The organism is Oligoflexus sp. (assembly GCF_035638955.1).
GTDB lineage: Bacteria > Bdellovibrionota_B > Oligoflexia > Oligoflexales > Oligoflexaceae > Oligoflexus.
Genome location: NZ_DASQYZ010000389.1, coordinates 1 through 20,421, shown reverse-complemented (window position 1 = coordinate 20,421; position 20,421 = coordinate 1). Strand labels below are relative to the sequence as shown.

Below are 20,421 nucleotides of genomic sequence, written 5' to 3'. Positions count from 1 at the left end.
TTGAAAGGAATCCAGCCCAGGTTCTTTTTCCCGGTTCGCAATCGAACTGATTTTTTGGCTTTTTGAACCCGCAAAAGGCATTCGTAAGCGACTGCCTGGATGGTCTGGGAGTTGATGGCGAGCAGTTTCGATGAGCCCTTGGTCAGGACATGCAGATCATTTTTGCTGGTGTAAAATCGTGACTCCTGCCAGCGGCGGCGGATGATCGCGTTGCTGAAATTCCAAACGAAATTGACATTCCCAGCCAGAGCTTTCAGCTCTCTTCTCCTGGTGCCGTCTTTCAGTCTGAATCTGTAGGTCAGCAGCATCCTTGCGCCTCCGTGCATGGCTTCTACCATAGACAGTGATTTCTGCAATGGAATTATCTGCGAGCTGGACGATAGCTGAGGCCCTTTCATCCCACATCTGAAGAAGTGGGTATTTGGTCCTGTGTTTATAAAAAAAGGCGGTCTGCCCAAGGGAAGACCGCCATCTTTTTCACATCAGCAATTACTTGCCATCTTCAAATTCGGCATCGACCACGTTCGGATCGCTCGACTTGCTGCCGGCGGCTCCTTGCGGACCGCTGCTGCTGGCGCCCTGCTGTCCACCAGCGGCTTGCTTATAGAGAGCTTCAGCCAGGTTGTGCGACTTGGCTTCGAGTTCGTCCTTGGCTGCTTTCAGTTCGGCAGCGTCGGTCGAATTCAGCTTGGATTTGGCCGAGGCCAGAGCGCTTTCCAGATCCGACTTGATGTCGGCGGGAACTTTGCCTTCCCCGTCTTTCAGCGACTTTTCCGTCGAGAAGATCAAGGAATCCAGCTGGTTCTTATTCTCCACCATTTCGCGACGCTGACGGTCAGCATCCTTGTTGGCTTCGGCTTCCTTCACCATGCGATCGATATCGCGCTCATCAATCTTCGTGGCAGCTTCGATCCGAAGTTTTTGCTCCTTGCCGGTGCCGAGGTCCTTGGCCGAAACCGAAAGGATACCGTTGGCATCGATATCGAAGGTCACTTCAACCTGGGGCACACCACGAGGGGCGGACGGAATGTCCTGCAGGGTAAAGCGGGCCAGCTGACGGTTGTCGGCTGCCATTTCACGTTCACCTTGAAGGACGTTGATCTCAACGGACGTCTGATTGTCAGCAGCCGTCGAGAAGATTTGACTCTTCTTGGTTGGTATCGTGGTATTGCGTTCGATCAACTTGGTCATCACACCACCCAAGGTTTCGATACCGAGAGTCAGAGGCGTAACATCCAGGAGGAGAACGTCTTTCACGTCACCAGCCAGCACACCACCTTGAACCGCAGCACCAACGGCCACCACTTCATCGGGGTTCACCGTACGGTTGGGTTCACGCTTGAAGAAGTCTTTTACTTTCTGCTGAACGAGTGGAATACGAGTCGAACCACCCACGAGCAGAACTTCCTGAACTTCTTCGACGCTGAGTTTGGAATCTTTCAAAACCTGACGGCAAGGCGCCAGAGTTTTTTCGATAATCTCACCAATCAACTGCTCGAACTTCGCCCGGGTCAGGCTTACGTTCAAATGCTTGGGACCGCTTTGATCGGCTGTTAGGAACGGCAGATTCACGTCGGTCGACTGAGCGGAAGAAAGCTCGATCTTGGCTTTTTCTGCAGCTTCTTTGAGACGCTGCATGGCCATTGGATCGCCTTTGACGTCCACACCGGTTTCTGACTTGAAGCCATCCACCAGCCATTTAATGAGGAGTTCGTCGATGTTGTCACCACCGAGGTGGGTGTCACCACCGGTTGCCAATACTTCGACGACGTTCTCACCCACTTCGAGGATCGAAATATCGAAGGTACCACCACCGAAGTCATAAACGGCGATTTTTTCATTCTTCTTTTTATCCAAACCATAAGCCAAAGCCGCTGCTGTTGGCTCGTTAACGATACGCTTGACGTCCAGACCCGCGATGCGACCGGCATCCTTGGTGGCCTGACGTTGACTGTCATTGAAATAGGCGGGAACGGTGATCACCGCTTCTGTCACGGGCTGACCCAGATAATCTTCAGCAGCCTGCTTCAGCTTGCCTAAAACCTTGGCACCGATTTCCTGCGGAGTATAGGTCTTGCCATCGATTTCGAAGACAACCATATCGGATTTACCGCGGTTGACTTTGTAAGGCATTTTTTCGGCTTCGTCTTTGCGTTCGGCAAAGGTGCAACCCATAAAACGCTTGGCCGAATAAACGGTATTGCGTGGGTTGGTCACGGCCTGACGACGGGCGGCATCCCCGACCAGAACATCGCCGTTTTTGGCAAAGCCAATCACGCTGGGCGTCGTGCGTTTACCTTCTGCATTGGCGATGATCACGGGCTGCCCGTTTTCCATCACGGCCACCACTGAGTTGGTCGTTCCCAAGTCGATTCCTATAATCTTTCCCATATCTTACTCCATCTTTGGCAACCCTGGTGGGGCCTGCTCAAGGGTTAAACGATCAGTCTCATGGATGCCATTATGCCATTTAGGCTTGGCTTGCTTTCTCTCCTTAAACCTAATGCCTGTCGGCCCGCTGTCAACGGGTCAATCATGATAAGATGAAAGAAACGAGGAGGATGAGCGCTGTGTACGAATTGCAATGCCCTTCCTGTAATAAGGCATCCCAGTATAATTTTTCAGATTATTTGCTGCTTTGCCCCTTCTGCTCGGCGACGTTTAAGTTCCACGTCGAATCCGGTCAGAAGGAACTTTTCGGGGATCACTATATTGTGCCGAACCTGCTCGACGCTGGTACGGTCAAAGAGCTGGCCCTGGAATGGTTGCGGCGCATTCATCACAAGCCCGGAACGGTCGACAAGGAATTCTTTGTTGTCGATGTGCAGGGTTTTAGCGTGCCAGTGTGGATAGTTTCCGTGGAAGGGCATACGGCCTGGAAGGGTCTCGTGCGCAAGCAAAACCGTCAGGTTGCCACCCATACCACCAATGAATATTTGACTGAGACTGGACAGTTTCGCCGGAGCTATCGTTGGGCTGTTTTGGCGCGATCCAATATCTGTGAAACCTGGGGCCTCACCCGCTTGCATGAACCTACCGAACCGATTCATGTGGAATGGGATGGTTTTCCGTTTGACTCGACCTTCTCGCGTGGTCGTCTTATGGATGACGAACAGAAGTCGGCTTATGAAGCGCGTCATTACTTTGAATTCAAATATGCCAACGGTCTGCCCATTCTCGGCATTCAGGTCGAGGAGGAAGAAGGCTTGCGGCGCGCGCGGAATCACGTCGAGCTCTATCATTATAAGCTCGCCTGCTTGAATTCCGATTATCTGATCGACTACCGCACGGAACTGGAAGTCGCGGGTATTCAGCTGATTCATGTGCCGGTTTGGAAGGTGGGTTATCTGTATCGACCGCGCAGTCTCGTGCGGCATTTCTATAGGGCCAAAGAGAAAAAGCTGGTTCTTGATGGCTATGGCAAGGGCATCCTGATGGGTGAGCTGGCCATGGTTTATCATGACAAGATTCTGATCAATGCTTATGTCACAGCCTTTGCTGCGTTTATTTTCTTCCTGCTGGGCATCAGCTGGCATCCGGCGTTTCTTCTCGTGGCCCTGTTTTCCCTGGGTGTATCAGGGATCAGCATCTTTACCAGCCTGAAGAAAAAAGCCGAACGCGAGGAGGAGGAGTTGCAGAAACTTTCGGCCACCATCGGTCGGATGGGCGGCAATCGCGCGCCCGGTTTCAGCCGGGCGTCGTGAGGACGGTTTCAGTCACCTGAACCCAGAGCGTCGTGATCAGCACCGCCGGGCAGTTCAGAGGGCGCCGGGTAAGGCAGAGGTGGCATCGACATCACCTCGTCCAGCCTTTCCCGCAGGTCTTTTTCCTGCACCGGTTTTTTCAAAAAATGACTGGCGAGTATTTCATTCGCATAGGCTGAAATCACACGAGGTTCAGCTGCCAGGACGGAAATCAGAAGGCAGCGTGGCGGCTGGCTTAATTTTCGAAGCTCCCGATAGCATTCGATGCCGTCCATCTCGGGCATGATAATATCCAGCGTCACGAGATCCGGTTTGAATTCCTCGGCCATTTCCAGCGCTTCAGCACCGTTGACGGCTTCACCCACAATATTCCAACCCATACGACCCAGAAGCTGACGCAATTCGCTGCGCACTTTGGGAGAATCATCAACGATCAAAGCTCTCATGGCTCCTCCTTCACAGGGGCGGCCCCCTATGCAATCAGGTTACGGGAGAAGGCAGGTTTCAGCAAGCGTCCTCTCGCCTTCGCCACAGGCGGAAAAACGTCCAACTGGCTGCGCACCATAGGATGCTGCGCCCGAGGGCTCCCCATGGGCCACGCCCTTCCCACTGGACCGGCCCATTCTGCTGGCCATGCTCATGAACAAACAGGATGCCTTCGTGCAGGAGCCGCAGCATGTGCTGCAGACCCTCGCCGATCCAGGCTTGAGGCCAAATCCAATAGAGCAGGCCGCAGCCGAGCACAATATGCCAGACAGGTTGTAAGAGAGTGTTGAGACAAAGTCCCCAAGGGCTGAATAAACCAAAATAACTCAGGTTCACGGCAATGAGTGGTCCTTCCACAGCCGGCAAGAGGCGCCGCTGCCAGGCTTTCGGCCAGGGTTTGAGATAGCGGACCATGGTGTAAGCACTCCAGCTCAGGGCGTTCGAAAGGCTGAGAAAGCTTCCTGGAAAACAGAGAGCCTGCACGGTAAAAACCCAGCGATCCCTTCGCATGTCATCCAGCGGCGCGCCGATTAAAGGCAGCCAAAGTCCGAGCAGAAGACTCAGCCATGCGCGTTGACAAGGTGGGTTGAATCCGACGATCAAAGCAAAGAGCGTGATCAGGACGGTCACCATCATCCTGGTCGCCGTCATCCATCCCAGCCAGGCCGGGAACGACAAGAGGCGCATGGCATAGCCGATGCGACCTGGACTTCCCAAAAGAGTCTGACACAGGCCACCAATGAAACTGAAATGGGCGCCACTCACCACCAGGACATGCAGGAGTCCGAGTTCCTGATAGATCCGCGGCCAATCATCACCACCCTCCAGTTTCAGACCAAAACCAAAGCGTAAAAACCATAGTCCCCAGTCAGGATCCCAGGCGAGAAAAAAATCCTCAGCCTGTTGAGCCAGCCCATCGGCCAGTCGGTCGAGAGCGCCGTCTTTGAAAAAAATGGGAATGGGATCGGCCTCGGTTTCTGCAGAACCCAGAAACCAAAAAAACGACGGCATGGGAGCGAAGGCATCAGGTGCCCAATATTTTTGCCAGGCACAGCCCAGTGCAAAAGCGAGGCGCTCCCAGCCGCGCAGAAATATAAGAGCAGGAATCCAAAGGAGCCAACCTCGTTCAGCCAGCGGCAGAAGCAGAAGAAGTCCCATCGTGCATTGACCGGCGAGAAAGCTGAACGGCAACAAAAAACCACTCCTGCGGGACCTTGTGGAAACACAAGGTTAGCAGGAGTGGTTCTATCGATCGAGTGACAGGGTCAAGCAGCCGATGTCCGCGCCGCGCTTACGCGTAGTGCGCGATACCAGCTGCAGGCAGCATATGGTTCAAAGTCATCGACAGAGCAACATCGCTCAGATCCGGCTGGAACTCTTCCAGATATTCATCCGCCTCGTTTACCAAAGTCTGGACCGCCTTGGCATGCAGGGCGTGACCGGATTTATGAGCATAGATATCAGCCAACAAAGGAGCACCCAAGAGAGCAAAGTCGCCGATCAGGTCAAGCAATTTGTGCCGAACAAATTCATCAGGAGAACGCAGGCCTTCTTCATTCATCACGCCGTGTTCCGCGATCACAACTGCATTTTCAAGACCGCCGCCTAGAGCCAGACCCTGTTCGCGCATCGCTTTCACGTCGCTCAGATTGCAGAAGGTACGAGCATCAGCAATAGTCAGGAAGTTTTCCAAAGTCGCGACGTAATCGATGGACTGGCAACCGATCACAGCGGCTTTGAATTCAATCGAGCATTTGATTCTTTGACGATCGGATGGTTCAAGGCGCAGCATTTTATCGCCTTCCTGAATCACCACACTTTGTTTCAAACGATAGGCTTTCGCAGGAGCCGCCAGATCTTTCAAGCCAGCGCTCAGGAAACGACGAACAAAAGCCGCGGAGCTGCCATCCATAATCGGCAACTCAGGAGCATCGATCTGAACCAGTGCATTACTAATTCCAAGACCGGCAAAGGCGGCCATCAGATGTTCGATGGTGGAAACGGATTCACTGCCGGTACCAATGGTGGTCGACAGAGCGGTTGAGCTTACGCGTTGAGCGATGGCGCGAACCGGAAGACTGCAGGGGCTATCCACTCTTTGAAACTGAATCCCTGAATGAGCCGCAGCCGGTTTCACCGTCATGCGAACCATACGACCGCTATGCAAACCCTTGCCGGTAAAGGTTACCGTGTTGAGCAGAGTTGTTTGATTTTGCGCGAGAAGCATTCAAGCCTCAAATTTAAAAAGGGAAACGACAGACCCACCTCCTTAAGAGCAAGACCTGTGCCACCAATTTCCATTTTGGTTTAATCTGAACAACCTGATTTTATTGGATAATTTTTTGAAAAACCGACCGTAAAAGAAGCGAAGTGTGGCAGCAGCGCCACACTATTCAGAATGGCGTTGCAAGTCTACAACAAAACACCTGCTGAAAACCTCAAGCTAACGATAGCCTCGCATCGAGTCGCGATGTTTGAAATACGGTCGCGCGATGCCAGTTCGCTCTTCGAAGATAGCTGCTGTGCCCCAGCTTTCCGGAAAACCCAGAGCGTCGGCGACATAGAGTTGGGACTGATCGATCGTTTGTAAGCAGGACGCCTGTACCAGCGCCTGGGCCAGCTGCATGCAGAAACCCACCAGATAGCTCTGCAGAAGACCCGGACCCCTTTGCAAATTTTCCTTGCTGGCACGAGCGACAGCCATCTCGCAAACCGCTCGCCAATGCGGGGCATGCAGAAGTTTTTGGTCCAAGGTCAGGTTGCCCATGAGCTCGAGTTCCGCGACCGGCACCCGACCTTGAATGCTGGTTCGATATTCAATGAAACGTTGCCAATGCCTCTCACTGCCCATCAGATGCCAGCCGAGATTGCGAAGCTGCTCCAGCACAATGGGCAGCGCTTCACCCGACTGCTCGGCATAAGCTACCAGAGCCTGCAGCGCGAGAGATTTCACATAATAAAGCGCGGGCCGCGGCTTGTGCGGACTCGCGATGCAGTGGATGCCATCGAAGAAGGCCCGCAGAAGACTCCCTCTTGAGGCGTGATCATCGGAAATTTCAGCCGTCTGCCGCGGTACACTTTGGGCGGCCAGGGCCCAGCCACGAATACGAAGATCACGTAGGTTGAACTGAAAATTGCGGAACGCACCGAAGCCGAGCGTCGGGTATTGAGGCTGTTTAGGCGTTTCGCCCACATACCACGCGATCTGCCGCTCGAATTGCTGAAGGACACTGCGGCGATAATAGGTATCGAGCTGCACGAACATCACTTCCAATCCCTGCCGCAGAATCTCGGCCGAGCTGGCGATAAAACAAAGTCGATAGCCATTATCCAGGAGGCGCGTGAGCAGAGAAAGCGGTGGCAAAGCTTCATTGACGTCGAGGTAAACCAATTCGAAATGCGGCGGCTCACCCCAGGTTTGGATCTGATGGATATGTCTTTCGAGGAAGGCGTGGTACTGCGGCTGGCAGTAAAAATGGGCCGCTGTATCCAGCAGGACATAATCGGTCGTGCTGGGTGTTTCCCGGAGTTTCGGGGCATTCAAATGAATCTGAATAGGCATGCGCGCCTGGTCTCGGATGGCCTTGTCGTTCCACATCACCGCGGTATGATCATGCATCAGCTGCACTTTATTCCGCTGCGGATGCTCCTGATACCAGGTTGCGATCTGTCTCGCGGCCCAGGGCAGGAGCTGCAAACGCCAGTCTTTCCAGGTCAGCGCCGCATCCACGAGCCCAAGGTTCACCACTTCTTCCGCTCGCATCAAAGGCCGTCTTTGCCATTGCTCCAAAAGCCTGGGTCTTTTGTTCAACTGACTGGCAACCCAGCCGAGCGGCGGCATGGATCCAGCAGCCATTTCAGGAAATCCAAACCAGGTCTCGCGATTGAAGACAAAGCGGCGATGACAGACGAGCATCATTTCAAAGAAAGTGCCCTGGCAGCCATATTCCGTCACATAAAACCAGGGCACCGGCGAAAACTGTATATTCTGCCGCAAACGGTACCAGCGGCGCAGACGCCAGCGAAGTTCATCACGTTGCAGGGTGGCATCCACTTCGTCAAGCCAATGCGCATGAAAATCATGGACGGGTACTTTTTGAATCCAGATAACGGCATCCAGACGGCTTTTTGCGGCCGTTTGATAAACCCGTTCCATCATCTCTTCAAAAATTTTCAGGGTATCATCAACGTCCCGGCTGAGGGGACTTCCTGTATAAGTCCAGTCGGCGAGAATCAGGTTGTCGTGCTGTTCATATTTCATGTGTTACGCACCAGATAGGCCATATGACAACGACCGTTCAAGGGGAAATAAAGGTAAGTCGCACGCTTGGCATCGGTCAGCAAAAATTCCATAAAGCTGCTCAGGGCATTGGCCAGGCCGGACCACTGCGGCAGCCGTACTTGATCCGCTGCCACCCCGCGGGACCGCAGTTCATCCCAGCAAGCCGGCAGGAGGTTTTTGATATGACTGTAAACATAGATCCGATCCAGGCTGGATGGGGTGAGGCCTTCATCCTGCAGCCAGCCGTTCCACCTCTGAAAAAATTCCGGCACGCCCTGTAAACTTTCCCGGAAATCGGTGACAGGAAAATCCCGACCGCGCAGCACGCAGGGGCCGCTGCCGCGATCGACGGCATCCGTCTCAAGGAAAGCTTCGACACAGGTGAGACTGCGGCTGGTATCGATGGGCATTCCTGGCTTGCGGCGAGCCACGGGTCCCACACTCAAGAGACGCCCCAGATTATCCTGGAGCAAGGCCTGACTTTCTGGAGTGCGATTGACCCGATCCTGAGTTTCCAGCAACTGCTCAAAAGCGTGCATATCAAAAGGTTTTACTTTGGACAGCGAGAGCTCCAGAGCCGCCCGACTCGGCTCCTGAAGACCTGGCGCCTGATCGACGATCTGCGCAAAACACGCATGACCATAAGGTTCTTTCAGGATGGCATTCCAAAGATCCGTCAGGCTATTGAGAATGGTCGTGCGGGAAAAAAGGGAGGACATGGGCGGCCTTTGCGCATCCGATGAGGCATACAGCAAAAGGCTGGGTCGGTCCGCAATCGTATGAACGCGACTGAGAACCAGCGAGTCCAAGGCCCGGGCCCTTTGCAGAACCCGATCCACCGGAGGCAAGGGCCAGCGACAGACGCTGCCCTGAATCGAAAGAGACGTTTCGTAAAGATACATGCCGCAGCCTTATTGTCGAAATGCCGGTCGGTGGATTCTCGCAGCCCGGCCTTCGTCTTACCTGGCTTCGGACACGCGACTGGCATCATATGCATCCTGCAAACGAGTGCGACCTTCGCGCACTTTTTCCTTCAAATAAGGATCATCCACCAGTTCATACAAGCGCCCAAGATCGGTGAGCACCCGGTCCCATCGATGCGCCTCAAGGTGCATTTCGATCAGGTTTTCCAGGGGTTCCAGCATTCGCGGCGCCAGCTCCAGACTCTTCAGATAGCTTTCTTCCGCATCCATGGGCCGTTTCAGCTGTTCTTCGAGTTCGCCTATCTTATAATGAATGATGGCCTTGTTAAGATTGCCCTCGATCTTGCGCAAGTAGTTGCGCAGAACTTTAAGGCAGCCTTCCCAATTCTGCTGACGAAAATACGCTTCATAGTGAATCGTGAAGGTATTCAAGGGACTGTCAGCGCAATGCTTCTCAATAATATCGACCGCATTCTGTGCCTGATCAAGCTGGTACAGATACACGGCCGCCAATTCCTGAGCGCTACGATAACGATCGTTGATATGTTTCGCATTTTGAAAAAGGCTTTGCAAGACCGAGACGACTTTATCCCACTGGTTGTTTTGCGTATAAACAACCTTGAAGTAGCGCAGAGCCTTGAGGTTGTTGGGTTCCAGATCGATGAGTCGTTCATAGCAACGGTTCAGCTGCAATTCGTCGTATTTTTTCTTTTCAAAGATAAGACAGAGGCGTTCCAAACAGGCGACAGAATCTTCCTTGGTCCTCAGGCGAGGCAGAATTGCCTGCAGGATAATGGCCTCGGATTCAAAGTCCTGTTCGCTGATCATATGGCAAAGGGCACGCTCGCGAAATTCCGCATAGGACATCCGCAGGTCCTTGAGCAGCTTGACGCAAATTTTGGCCGACCGCTGGATATCTTCCAGATGGACCGCATAGGCCCGGGCCGTGCGTACGTAAAAATGGAGCTGGCGCTTCTTGGGATTGTCGATTTGCGCTTCCAGAAGGCGGAAATACAGCGACCAGCATTCGTAATCCTGGAGCTTTTCCAGAATGGTTTCGAAATGCTGCTCAGGGATCGAGGCCCCCTTGTTGAGCTGGAGGACCAGATCATTGATTTCCAATGCCAGGGAAACATCCATGGGACAGACTCCGCCTTTGCCTACGCTGTGTTATCAACCATCATAGCAAAGGACGGGGATCTTTAATAGAAATTGACGGAGTCGTCGGATGTCGAAAGAGACGGGCCCGGAGGGCTAACGCGGTGCTTTGCCATAGGACGGGCCCGGAGGGCTGACGCAGTGCTTTGCCATAGGACGGGCCCGGAGGGCTAACGCGGTACTTTGCCATAGGACGGGCCCGGAGGGCTGACGCTGTGCCTAGCCATGAGGCGGGCCCGGGACCAGGCGCACCCGGACCGTTATCTCAACACAAGGCCATCGAGAATCTGCTGGCTGGCAACCTTGACGACCTCGTCGTACTCGTAGACGGTTTCGTCGAAGAGCCACTGCAAGCTGATGCCGTCAATGATGGCAATGACCAGGGACGCGTAGTAATGGGGGTTTACGTTTTTGAAAACGCCCGCTTTGACGCCCTCTTCAATGACCCGTGCGCAGCTATCGCGGAATTTCGCGTAATGCCGGGAGATAACTTGGCGGACTTCCTTCTTCTGGTTGATTTGGGTCCAGAAGTCCATATTCACTTGATAGTATTCCTTGGTCCCACGCACGATATCGAAGCTCACGGACATGAAGATCCGGAGTTTCTGGACGGGATCGGTGATCAATACCATATCCGCCACCAGAATATTCTCGATATCCCCCGCGACGCGGTCGAGGACGGACATCATCAGGTCATCTTTATTCAAAAAATAATAATGAATGATGCCCTTGCTGACACCGGCGGTGCGCGCGACGTCCTGCATCGAGAAATTGTGATAACCGTGCTTAGTGATACATTCGACGGTCGCCCGTACGATCTGATCCTTACGTTCTGCTGCTACATCTGGCTTAGACATGTTGCCACCATTTAGTACTACAAGGGCGCCGGTCCTGTGGGGCGCCACCATCCTCCATCCGCGTATCAAAAGAGTCTTGAAGCTCGTTGGTGACAAGCCCTTGTGCGGGACAGAGGTCGAGACGAAGACGGTATGTTAGCACGGGCCTTGTCCTTTCGCAACGAGAGCAGGCGGCTTGCAACGGATTTGGCAAGCCGATAATTTCCCGGCGAATCTTCAATCACCAGACTCTCTTATTCGACCCAATTTGGCGGTTTAAAATGGGATGTGATACAGTTGACTGACATAAACTGCGAATATTTCTATTTTCGGACCGGGGCCCAATGACGGACCCTCGTTGTGGAGAACAGCATGCGGTGGCAGACCCTGACAGGAACGGCAGTCAGCTTTCTGGCGATCCACGCTCAGCCTGGTGTGAGCAAGGATCATGAGAACTGGACCCACTTCGGCCTTCGGCCTTTGGGTATGGGCAATGCTTATGTGGCCGTTGCCGACGACTACAACGCTCTCTTCTATAACCCGGCAGGTCTCGCTCGCCTTAAGGAGTGGGATGGGGAATTCTTAAACCCCCGGACCATCGCCTCGACCAACCTCGGCAGCCTGATGGACGACGCCCAGGAAAAATTGAAAAGTGGCAAGGTCTCCGACAGTTTGGATTTGATCGAAGCCAACACAGGCGAAAGCTACCACGTGGGCCTCGGTCTGACACCACACTTGATCTTTAAAAACTTTGGCTTCGGTATGGGTATCGAAATGGGAGCCTCCATGGTCTTCCATAAGAATATCTCGGTCGACTTCGACACTGGCCTGCGTTTCGTCATGCCCTTCTCGTATGCGATGAATTTTCTCGAGGACAAACTGAGCCTCGGCGCCTCCATCAAAGCGCGGGCCCGGGCTGGTGTCGATCGACAGTTCAGCATGGAAGACATCGAATCCTTCAAAACCACAGGTTCGGATACCGGCGGTAAAAAAATAGATGACTATGTGTTGTCTGGTTTTGGGACCGGCGCTGACCTCGGGCTCCTCTTTACGCCAAGCAAAACGATGGAACCAACCATCGGCGTCAGTATCACCGATATCGGTGCCACGACCTATGAAGCCAAAGACATCGGCGGTGAAGCCCTGGGCAACCCGCCCCCCCAGTTGGCGAGCGTCAACGTAGGTTTCAGTTTGAAGCCAATCCAGCGCGACAAGCTTTATGTTTTGACTTCGATGGATATGCACTCGATCAACCAGCCCTACTCATTTTCCAAGAAATGGAATCTCGGTACGGAAGTTGGCTACGGCAACCTCATCAAGTTGCAGGCCGGTCTCTATCAAGGTTACCTGACAGCCGGTTTCCAATTTGATGTCGGTCTTATCAGCCTGCGCGCCATCACCTATGCCGAAGAGCTGGGAGCTCAAGCCGGGTTCAAAGAGGATCGCCGTTACGCCGTGCAACTTAAGGTCTTGCTCTAATACTGACGTTAAACAGTTGTCATCATAAGAGGACAAGGTCCATGTCGATCCAAAGATTATCCATCGCGGTTTCCCCCTATATTCTCGCTGTTTGCCTTTCGTCTCCAGGTCTGGCGAAGGGTCTCGATACACTGCAGGCTGACTCGGATAAAGCCCCGGCCGCGAATACGCCGCTGCCAGGCGGACAGCCGACGCCAGCCAGCGACAGTGTGCCGGCTGGGACCAGCACAGTTCAGCCCGCTATTCAAACCCAGGCTCCAGGTCAAACCCCTCCGGCGACAGGCGTCGAGCGGATGTATCTGGCTTCAAGTTTTTCCTGGATCAACCTTTCAGGAAGCAAGGGCGATTGGGTCACAGGCACGACGGCTGATGTCGAAGCGGGCTATCGTTTCCTCACGATTTTGCAGAAATTCGATCTGTTTGGCACCTTCCGCTATCGTCCGGTTGAGGCACTGGTGCAGCAGGATCAGCGTGAGTACCGCGCTATCGTTGAGAGCTATCTGTTTGGTGCCAAGGGCCGCATGGCTTTGAATAGTAAACTTGCGGTGAATGCCTCGGCGGAACTGGGCGTTTCGCAAACGCATCTGAATTCGAACGATACGCTGACAACTGTGGACCAAAGCCTTGAGAAATCGGGTGTTGATCTGAACCTCGGCGGTGGGGTATCGTATCTTGTTCTGGAAAAATTCGCCGTAGGCGGGAAACTGACCCTCGGCACCGGAGCGTTTAAGTCCGTCCAATTAGGTGTTGATCTTCGGTTCATGCTCTGACGCAGGCCGAAAGACCAGGCCCCCAGCGACTCAGTATGGATCCCGATGAAAACAAGCCCTCGCGGAATCTTGTGCGTTCTTGCCTTCTTCGTCACGCTCCTGCAGGGCTGTCGCCTGGAAGAAGTGACCGGCGAAGTCATGGTGCGTGCACCGAATCCAGGAACTTATGAAATCTATCGCATCGAATCCGAAGAACCCCTGCAGTTCATCTCGGAGCAAGTTGGCCAATATAACCAGCCGCTGAGGCTGGTGCCAGGCCGATACCTGATCCTCGCTGATTGCAGCTATGAGATCCTGACTGTTCTGCCGAACGTGACCCAGTCGCTCGTCGCGCATCAGGTTTTATTCAATCCGCCGGTGGCACCCGCCGCCGAGGATAATTTTTCGATTCAGTGCAATCGCTTCACGAAGACCAAATCCCGTCAGCACCTTCATAACCGCTATGCCTTAAATATTCTGCACGGCAACCGTGATCTTTTGGTTGGCATGATTCCGATGTCGATCGATTTCAGCAAGATCAACGACACGGCCGATCCCAAGATTCTAAGCTATAACCTCTCGGGTATTAAAATCGCCGCGTATGAAGGCATGAAACCCGCCACCAGTTTCTTCGTTTCGCCGGCTGACAGTCTCTTGTCGATTACGGAGACACAAAAATTCGGACATTGGCAATTTCTTTTGAAAGGCCGCTATCGGGTTGAAGTGAATGGCACGCGCATGGAAGCGGATCTGGCGGAAGGTCAGCAGTACGAACTGCGTCCAGCCTTTTTAAAGGTCGGCGCCTCGGATAACGTGAATATTCAGGCTTCCTCCAGCATCACGGGCACACCCTCCTTTGTCGAACTCAACCAGGGTCACTGGCTCGATCTCAATGAAACCTATCCGGTGCTGCCAGGTGAGGCCTCGGTGAAATTGAATGGATCCTTGCACGAGCACAAGGTGACGTTGGTTGAAGGTGAACTGACCGAACGCAAGGCCCGCTCGGTGCTGGTCGATCTTGACTGTTCGGCCTGGGATTGGACCTGTCTCGGCAGCCGGGAAATTTTCCTTTATGAAACCGATAAGACGTATCCTTTTGCCGAAGGTACATCGGATGTCCCTTTGCTTTTCTTTGAAGAGGAAGTGTGGCTGAGTATTCAAGGTTCGCGCGATATTCGTTATAAGATTCCGCCGCAGACCCAGGATACCACGCTCAAGGTTGGATTTTTAAAGCTGAGCCCACGGCAGCTGCATCGCGCGGGTCAGGTGACTGACCTGTCGCGGATTGAAGCCGCAGGCGCTCCTTTAACCGGTCATTCTCTGGATTTGCCGGTGGAAGGTGATATGCTGATGCCCCTGGTGGTCGGACGCTACTACCTGACTCAATACATCGCGCTGGCCACGGCCGACTGGGATCGTCGAACCAATCGGGTGCCTATATCTATTGGAGCGCAGGACGTTGTAGACATGCCCTACTACGTTTACGTTTCCGAGAAGAAACTGAAACAGATTCGGGAAATGCAGGCCAAGACCCGGCAGCAGCTGATTCAAAAGAAATTCAAGCTGATGCAGAGTCGGTTCCGGCCGATTGTTCCGACCGGAGTGGACTGATCCTTTCCTTATTCCTTAGGTAGTGACGCGATCGCGGGCAGCTTTGATCAGCTGCCTGGCATGAGTCAGACTCGAGTTCGTCACCTGATCACCCGACAGCAGACGCGCGATTTCCTCTTCGCTGGCTTTTCGATTCAACCGCAAAATCTGCGACTCTGTGGATTCGCCTTTTTGGGCTTTTTGCACCAAAAAGTGGGCATCGCCATAAGCTGCGACCTGAGGCAAGTGCGAGATGCAAATCACCTGAAAGCTGGTCGAGAGTTCTTTCAATTTTTTGCCCACGATATGCGCCGTGTGCCCGGAAATACCCGTGTCGATTTCATCAAAAACCATGACACAGGTATTGGCGCCCATAGCCAAAGCCTTTTTGAAACCCAGCATGATACGCGAAATTTCACCGCCTGAGGCAACCTTGGCCAGGGGTTTCAGTCCCTCGCCGGGGTTGGCCGACAGCAGAAACTGCCCGCGTTCACGGCCCTGACGGCCCGTCTCTGTCAGGATTTGAGCACAATGGTGCCAGTCATCCACCAGACCGGGATCGATTTCAGCGATATCGAGATCAGGAATGGTGTTCTGCACCTCCTGAAAATCGAAATCAATGCGAGCACCCTTCATATTCAGATCATGGAGTTCACTCACGACCGACTGAACGGCCCGCTGGGCGGCCTCGCGCCTGACCTGGGAAAGCTTATGGGCATGCTCATCGGCTTCATTGAGCAGCTTTTTAAGCTTGTCCAGTGACTCCGCCATCGCCTCGGGCCCCTGCTGCACGAATGATAATTCGGCTTCAAGCCGCTCATATTCCGCCATCATCTCGTCGATGCTGCGAACCGCGAGCTTGCGCAAAAGACTTTGATAGCCAGCCAGACGAGTCTGCAGCTCCTCAATTTCTGCTTCATCCAGGGAATGACGCGACACCGTACGGCCGATACCATAGCTCAATTCATCCAGAACAGCGCTCAGCTCATTGAGTTGCGCGAGGCTGGCCTGTAACGAGGCGTCCTGCAGTATCTCCGCCGGTTGCTCCAGCAGTCTTTGTAAATCCTGCAGGGCCGAGCTGAGCCCGCGCCCATTATAGCCTTCATCACAGATGCGCTGCGCCTGATCAAAGACCTTTTGTTGGGCCATGACCAGACCGGACTCTTCGCACTGTTTCACGGTGCGCTCGTAATCCTCGAGACTGGGGCCAAAGCGAGCCAGTTCATCGAAACGGAACTGCAGATAATCCTGCTCACGTCGCCGTGTCTGATACTGGTCAAGGCGCTTGCGCAGCTCCTGCAGGATTTGCAAAGCCTGCTGCATGGCCGTCTGCACCTTGTCTTTGAGAGTCTGATCCGTCACAAACTCGTCGATATAATCCAGATGAGTGTGGGGATCCAGCATGCGGTGATTTTCATGCTGGCCATAAATGTCAATCAAGGTGCCGCCCAGTTCCTTGAGCAGCGACAGAGTAATAGGCTGATCATTCACCCACGCCTGGGAGCGGCCCTTTTGGGCGATTTCTCGCCGAATGATGAGTTCGGTCAGCTCCTGATCGTCATGCCAGATACCATGCGTATCCAGGACTTCGACGCAGGAATGACTGCGAGGCAAGAGAAACGAGGCCGACACATGAGCCCGGGGAAAGCCACGCCGGATCACTTCGGGATCGGCCTTGGCCCCTAACAGAAAATGCAGAGCTTTAATCAATATGGATTTGCCTGCACCCGTCTCGCCAGTGATGACGTTGAGCTGCGGAGAAAATTCAATATGCAGCTCTTCAATGATGGCAAGACCGCGGATGGACAACTGGGTAATCATCGGAAAACTCCGTGGAATAGCGGACGAACTTCCCACAATGTCTCGAAGCTGTGAAAACTTGGCAAGTGACTTTTACATTTGTATGGGAGTTGAGAAGAAGAAGAGTGGAGCCATCGACGGGAGTTGAACCCACGACCTGCTGATTACGAATCAGCTGCTCTACCAACTGAGCTACGATGGCTTTCGACGCTAGCATAAACCAATAATGCGCCTGTTGGCGCTACGAATGGTCATTCCTATTGTGCTCAGAAACCTGAAAAAAATAAAGAGCGGAATGGCGTCCCCAGGGGGATTCGAACCCCCGTCGCCGCCGTGAAAGGGCGGTGTCCTGGGCCAACTAGACGATGGGGACCAGGAAGATAAAAAGTGAGCCCTGCTGGATTCGAACCAGCGACCCGCACATTAAAAGTGTGCTGCTCTACCAACTGAGCTAAGAGCCCTCACGATTCCAAACGCCTTGCGTTGGGAGTTAACTATCTACAGTCGCACGATTTTTGTGTCAACTTATTTTTCCAATTAATTTGCCGCCTCAGGTAAGTTGATTTTTAGGTTGCTTTCTCCTAGTATGAGCCCACCTACGTAGACAGTCAGCCCTGTTCGAGAGAAAGTAAGCGCCGCATGACGATCATCAAAAGAAACCGCGTAACCACGAATAGCGATCTTATCTCCGCTATTGATAAACTGTGCCCGCTCCTGGAGCGACAAAAGGAACATGACGCGGTCACCGATCTTCGCAAAGCAGCGGAGCAGCTCCGGGCTACTACAGAAAACACCCCGGCCTGGAAAGAAGCGATTGAGTCCATCATCGAAGCCTTTGAAGGCGAGCATGAACTCATGGCTTATACCATGCAGCGCGATACCGATCAGTGGACCGAAGTCGAAGAATTATCGCAGGTCAGTTCTCGTGTCTTGAGTTTAGCAAGACGTCTGGCTCATTGAACATAGATGCCATCAGGTCGATGCGGAGGGATGTCCATCTGGATATTTTTTCACGATTACCTTTTGCCAGAATCTTGTTATAATTTTCAACATATACGCTGCAGCTCGGCCCCGGGCCTCAGTGCAGTCGCAGTCCGCGACGTCAGCCTCGACGACTTACCTGCGACGCGTCATCTTCCATTTTACAGTAGGGTGCTGCCATTAGTACGACACAATCAAAACCCAGTAACTTGAAGTTGGATTACTTTCTTTATTCCTGCTTCGAATATGAACAGACCTGTAAGGCCTTGCCAGGCAAAGCCATGGGTCCTCAAAGATGGCCGCATGGATCGGCATTTTTGGATGGCGAGCGGGATAACTTTCGTGACCTGGGTGATCTTAGGCAGCAGATTGAAGCCTGTCTGCGCTGGTATGTCGACCAGTTCCCGGCATTGGTTGAAGATCACAGTATGACCATGGAAAATATCGGCAATCTTACAGCCCCTTCGGTATTTTTCTGCCTGGATTTGAAGATTCTGGCCGGAGCGGATAGTCAAAATACATTTGATGCCCTTCAGGCCAGTGATAATAACGGCGTGTGGGAAACCATTGATCGGCATCTGGATCAATTCCTGCCCAACTTTTCCTCCCATTTCAAAACCTACTTGCGTTGGGTCTTCGTCAAAAAAGACGAGCAGGTCTGGGAAGTAGGCAGTCGTCCCCCCGTCGGTCGCTATACACCCTTTCAGCGTCGGGGCCGTCCTGGTGACAAAGGCCCACCACGTCGGACCGGTGGCAGCAGCCAAGGCGGTGGCGGAGGTCGTCCTCAGCAGGGCGGGCGCGATCGTCATGAACGCAGCGGTCAAGGTGGTGGTCAGGATCGCGATCGGGGTCCTCGTGGACCGCGCCGTGAAGCCAATGCTGGCCCGCGTCCCAATGGCCATGCGGATCAGGAGAGAGCGGCTTTGGAAGCCGTGCGCCTCGCCGTGGATCAATTGCGCACCAATCCCGGTCTGGCTGAAATTAAGCTCGATCCTTCCAATAGTTTCTTCCGTCGTCTGCAGCATAAAAAAGCCGTCGCTGAAGGTTTTCATTCCTTTTCGACTGGTGAAGGCATGCAACGCGCCGTCGTTGTAACGCGCGAAAAGACGGAGCAAGAGGACAATTCATGACCCCGGTCGTTTGTATTACGGGCGCTTCTGCCGGTATCGGTGAAGCGCTCGCCCTGGTTTATGCGGAACAAGGCTGCCACCTTGTGTTAGGTGCCCGCCGTCTGCAGAAACTTCAGGCCCTCGAAGGTATCCTGAAGGAAAAAGGCGCGGCCTCGGTCGTGTGCCTGCCGCTGGATGTTCGGTCCAATGAATCCGTTCAGGCTTGGGTCCAGGCCGCTCTCCAAAAACATAGCCATCTTGATATCCTGGTGAATAATGCCGGTCTGGTGATCGGTCTGGAACCGGTTGAAACCGGCCGCGTTGATGACTGGGAAACCATCCTCGATACCAATGTCCTGGGCGTGATGCGTGTCACCCAGGCTTTGATTCCTGTCTTCAAAAAACAGAATGCTGGTCACATTGTGATGATTGGTTCCATTGCGGGCCATCAACCCTATGAAAACGGCGGCGCCTACTGCGCGAGCAAATTCGGGGTAAGGGCTTTGACAGGTGTTTTGAAGCATGAGCTGAATGGCACCGGTATCCGCGTCTCCACCGTTGATCCTGGTATGGTTGAGACGGAATTTTCCGTGGTGCGCTTCCGCGGCGATGCGAATAAAGCGAAGCAGGTTTATAAAGGCCTGACTCCACTCAATGGTCGCGATATTGCTGAATGCGTGCAGTTCATGACCTCGCGTCCACCGCACGTGAACATTGATAGCATTGTGGTGATGCCCACCGCGCAAGCGAGTGTTTATAAAGTTCATCGGCAGTCTTAAGTTTTCCTGACCGGAACCACTCCTGTTCCGGTGTGTTCTCTCTCTTCAGCGCAGAAAAATAACCACTCCTGCCTACCTATTTTATCCTATGAAACACGAGTCTTCGTGCCTGTCGCCGGGAATTCATTTTTTTAAAAATTTACTCATAATTCAAATTGAATATTGTCAAGGTTTTGCATCCAGCTGATAACCACTGATGTTGTACTTCAACACGAATGAAAGGGTTATGGTATGAAACTACTGAATGTGTTCTTGGCCATCAGTCTTGGATTCTCGATGCAAATGGCTCAATCCGCTGCCACACCACCGGTTGACACTGCGGTTCAACCGCCTGCCCAGGAGCCTTTGGATATCGTTTCGATTGCTCAGAGTGACGAGAGCTTTTCAACTCTCGTGACCGCGCTGAAGGCGGCTGATCTTGTCAGCGTGCTGCAGGGTGAAGGTCCCTTCACTGTGTTCGCCCCCACCAATGCTGCGTTTGCCAAGCTTCCTGCTGGCACGATCGAGGCTTTGCTCGCTGACAAGGAGAAGCTGTCGAGCATTCT

At 53.4% G+C, this 20,421-nt stretch carries 17 protein-coding genes, 3 tRNA genes and 1 pseudogene; 8 read left to right on the top strand and 13 right to left on the bottom strand.

The genetic code is table 11. From position 1 onward, the window contains the following. Positions 1-308: pseudogene (locus VE954_RS33690) on the bottom strand (hypothetical protein); the annotation flags it as partial. A gap of 181 nt (positions 309-489) precedes the next feature. After that, a complete protein-coding gene (gene dnaK / locus VE954_RS33685; protein ID WP_324961324.1) occupies positions 490-2,391 on the bottom strand; it encodes a molecular chaperone DnaK in 1,902 nt (633 codons plus the stop codon). 179 nt (positions 2,392-2,570) lie between these two features. Between dnaK and VE954_RS33680 the strand changes: the two genes are divergently transcribed. Next, positions 2,571-3,704: a hypothetical protein gene (locus tag VE954_RS33680; protein WP_324961322.1), complete on the top strand. Its 1,134-nt coding sequence runs from the start codon at positions 2,571-2,573 to the stop codon at positions 3,702-3,704. Between the two features lie 8 nt (positions 3,705-3,712). Here VE954_RS33680 and VE954_RS33675 read toward each other — a convergent pair whose 3' ends face one another. The 7 genes from VE954_RS33675 to VE954_RS33645 form a co-directional block, all read right to left on the bottom strand. After that, positions 3,713-4,150 carry a response regulator gene (locus VE954_RS33675; RefSeq protein WP_324961320.1) on the bottom strand — a complete coding sequence of 146 codons (438 nt, stop codon included), beginning with the start codon at positions 4,148-4,150 and terminating at the stop codon, positions 3,713-3,715. Positions 4,151-4,208: 58 nt separating this feature from the next. Further along, entirely contained in the window at positions 4,209-5,384 is a 1,176-nt protein-coding gene (locus VE954_RS33670; protein WP_324961318.1) for a ComEC/Rec2 family competence protein, read from the bottom strand. A 97-nt stretch (positions 5,385-5,481) separates the two neighbouring features. Further along, positions 5,482-6,417 (bottom strand): UDP-3-O-acyl-N-acetylglucosamine deacetylase, encoded by a 936-nt coding sequence (lpxC, locus tag VE954_RS33665; RefSeq protein ID WP_324961316.1) that lies wholly within the window; start codon positions 6,415-6,417, stop codon positions 5,482-5,484. A gap of 216 nt (positions 6,418-6,633) precedes the next feature. After that, positions 6,634-8,451, bottom strand: a complete 1,818-nt coding sequence (locus VE954_RS33660; protein ID WP_324961314.1) for a hypothetical protein — start codon at positions 8,449-8,451, stop codon at positions 6,634-6,636. Then, positions 8,448-9,374, bottom strand: coding sequence for a hypothetical protein (locus tag VE954_RS33655; protein WP_324961313.1), 927 nt, complete (start codon positions 9,372-9,374; stop codon positions 8,448-8,450). Before VE954_RS33655 ends, VE954_RS33660 begins: the two co-directional genes overlap by 4 nt. A 57-nt stretch (positions 9,375-9,431) precedes the next feature. Then, positions 9,432-10,535 carry a hypothetical protein gene (locus VE954_RS33650; protein WP_324961311.1) on the bottom strand — a complete coding sequence of 368 codons (1,104 nt, stop codon included), beginning with the start codon at positions 10,533-10,535 and terminating at the stop codon, positions 9,432-9,434. Between the two features lie 278 nt (positions 10,536-10,813). After that, positions 10,814-11,410 carry a TetR/AcrR family transcriptional regulator gene (locus VE954_RS33645; protein WP_324961309.1) on the bottom strand — a complete coding sequence of 199 codons (597 nt, stop codon included), beginning with the start codon at positions 11,408-11,410 and terminating at the stop codon, positions 10,814-10,816. 351 nt (positions 11,411-11,761) lie between these two features. Between VE954_RS33645 and VE954_RS33640 the strand changes: the two genes are divergently transcribed. Genes VE954_RS33640 through VE954_RS33630 form a run of 3 tightly spaced genes read left to right on the top strand, consistent with a single transcriptional unit; the run spans position 11,762 to position 15,228 of the window. Beyond that, positions 11,762-12,868 carry a hypothetical protein gene (locus VE954_RS33640; RefSeq protein ID WP_324961308.1) on the top strand — a complete coding sequence of 369 codons (1,107 nt, stop codon included), beginning with the start codon at positions 11,762-11,764 and terminating at the stop codon, positions 12,866-12,868. Positions 12,869-12,909: 41 nt separating this feature from the next. After that, positions 12,910-13,638 carry an outer membrane beta-barrel protein gene (locus VE954_RS33635; protein ID WP_324961306.1) on the top strand — a complete coding sequence of 243 codons (729 nt, stop codon included), beginning with the start codon at positions 12,910-12,912 and terminating at the stop codon, positions 13,636-13,638. 45 nt (positions 13,639-13,683) lie between these two features. Continuing rightward, a complete protein-coding gene (locus tag VE954_RS33630; protein ID WP_324961304.1) occupies positions 13,684-15,228 on the top strand; it encodes a hypothetical protein in 1,545 nt (514 codons plus the stop codon). 15 nt (positions 15,229-15,243) lie between these two features. Here VE954_RS33630 and recN read toward each other — a convergent pair whose 3' ends face one another. The 4 genes from recN to VE954_RS33610 form a co-directional block, all read right to left on the bottom strand. Next, positions 15,244-17,028, bottom strand: a complete 1,785-nt coding sequence (gene recN / locus VE954_RS33625) for a DNA repair protein RecN (protein ID WP_324961302.1) — start codon at positions 17,026-17,028, stop codon at positions 15,244-15,246. Between the two features lie 105 nt (positions 17,029-17,133). Then, positions 17,134-17,209 (bottom strand) — tRNA-Thr (locus VE954_RS33620). A gap of 94 nt (positions 17,210-17,303) precedes the next feature. Next, positions 17,304-17,380: transfer RNA gene (locus VE954_RS33615), tRNA-Glu, on the bottom strand. Between the two features lie 15 nt (positions 17,381-17,395). Further along, positions 17,396-17,468: transfer RNA gene (locus VE954_RS33610), tRNA-Lys, on the bottom strand. A 178-nt stretch (positions 17,469-17,646) separates the two neighbouring features. On the opposite strand from VE954_RS33610, the gene VE954_RS33605 reads away from it, so the two are divergent. The 4 genes from VE954_RS33605 to VE954_RS33590 all read left to right on the top strand — a co-directional run. Beyond that, the gene (locus VE954_RS33605) at positions 17,647-17,967 is read left to right on the top strand and encodes a hypothetical protein (protein ID WP_324961300.1); all 321 of its coding nucleotides are present in this window, start codon (positions 17,647-17,649) and stop codon (positions 17,965-17,967) included. Between the two features lie 302 nt (positions 17,968-18,269). Beyond that, positions 18,270-19,118, top strand: a complete 849-nt coding sequence (locus VE954_RS33600; protein WP_324961298.1) for a R3H domain-containing nucleic acid-binding protein — start codon at positions 18,270-18,272, stop codon at positions 19,116-19,118. Continuing rightward, positions 19,115-19,876, top strand: coding sequence for an SDR family NAD(P)-dependent oxidoreductase (locus VE954_RS33595; RefSeq protein ID WP_324961296.1), 762 nt, complete (start codon positions 19,115-19,117; stop codon positions 19,874-19,876). The genes VE954_RS33600 and VE954_RS33595 overlap by 4 nt, the downstream gene beginning before the upstream one ends. A gap of 282 nt (positions 19,877-20,158) precedes the next feature. Continuing rightward, the coding region (locus VE954_RS33590) for a fasciclin domain-containing protein (RefSeq protein ID WP_414699055.1) at positions 20,159-20,421 on the top strand (263 nt) is incomplete at its 3' end.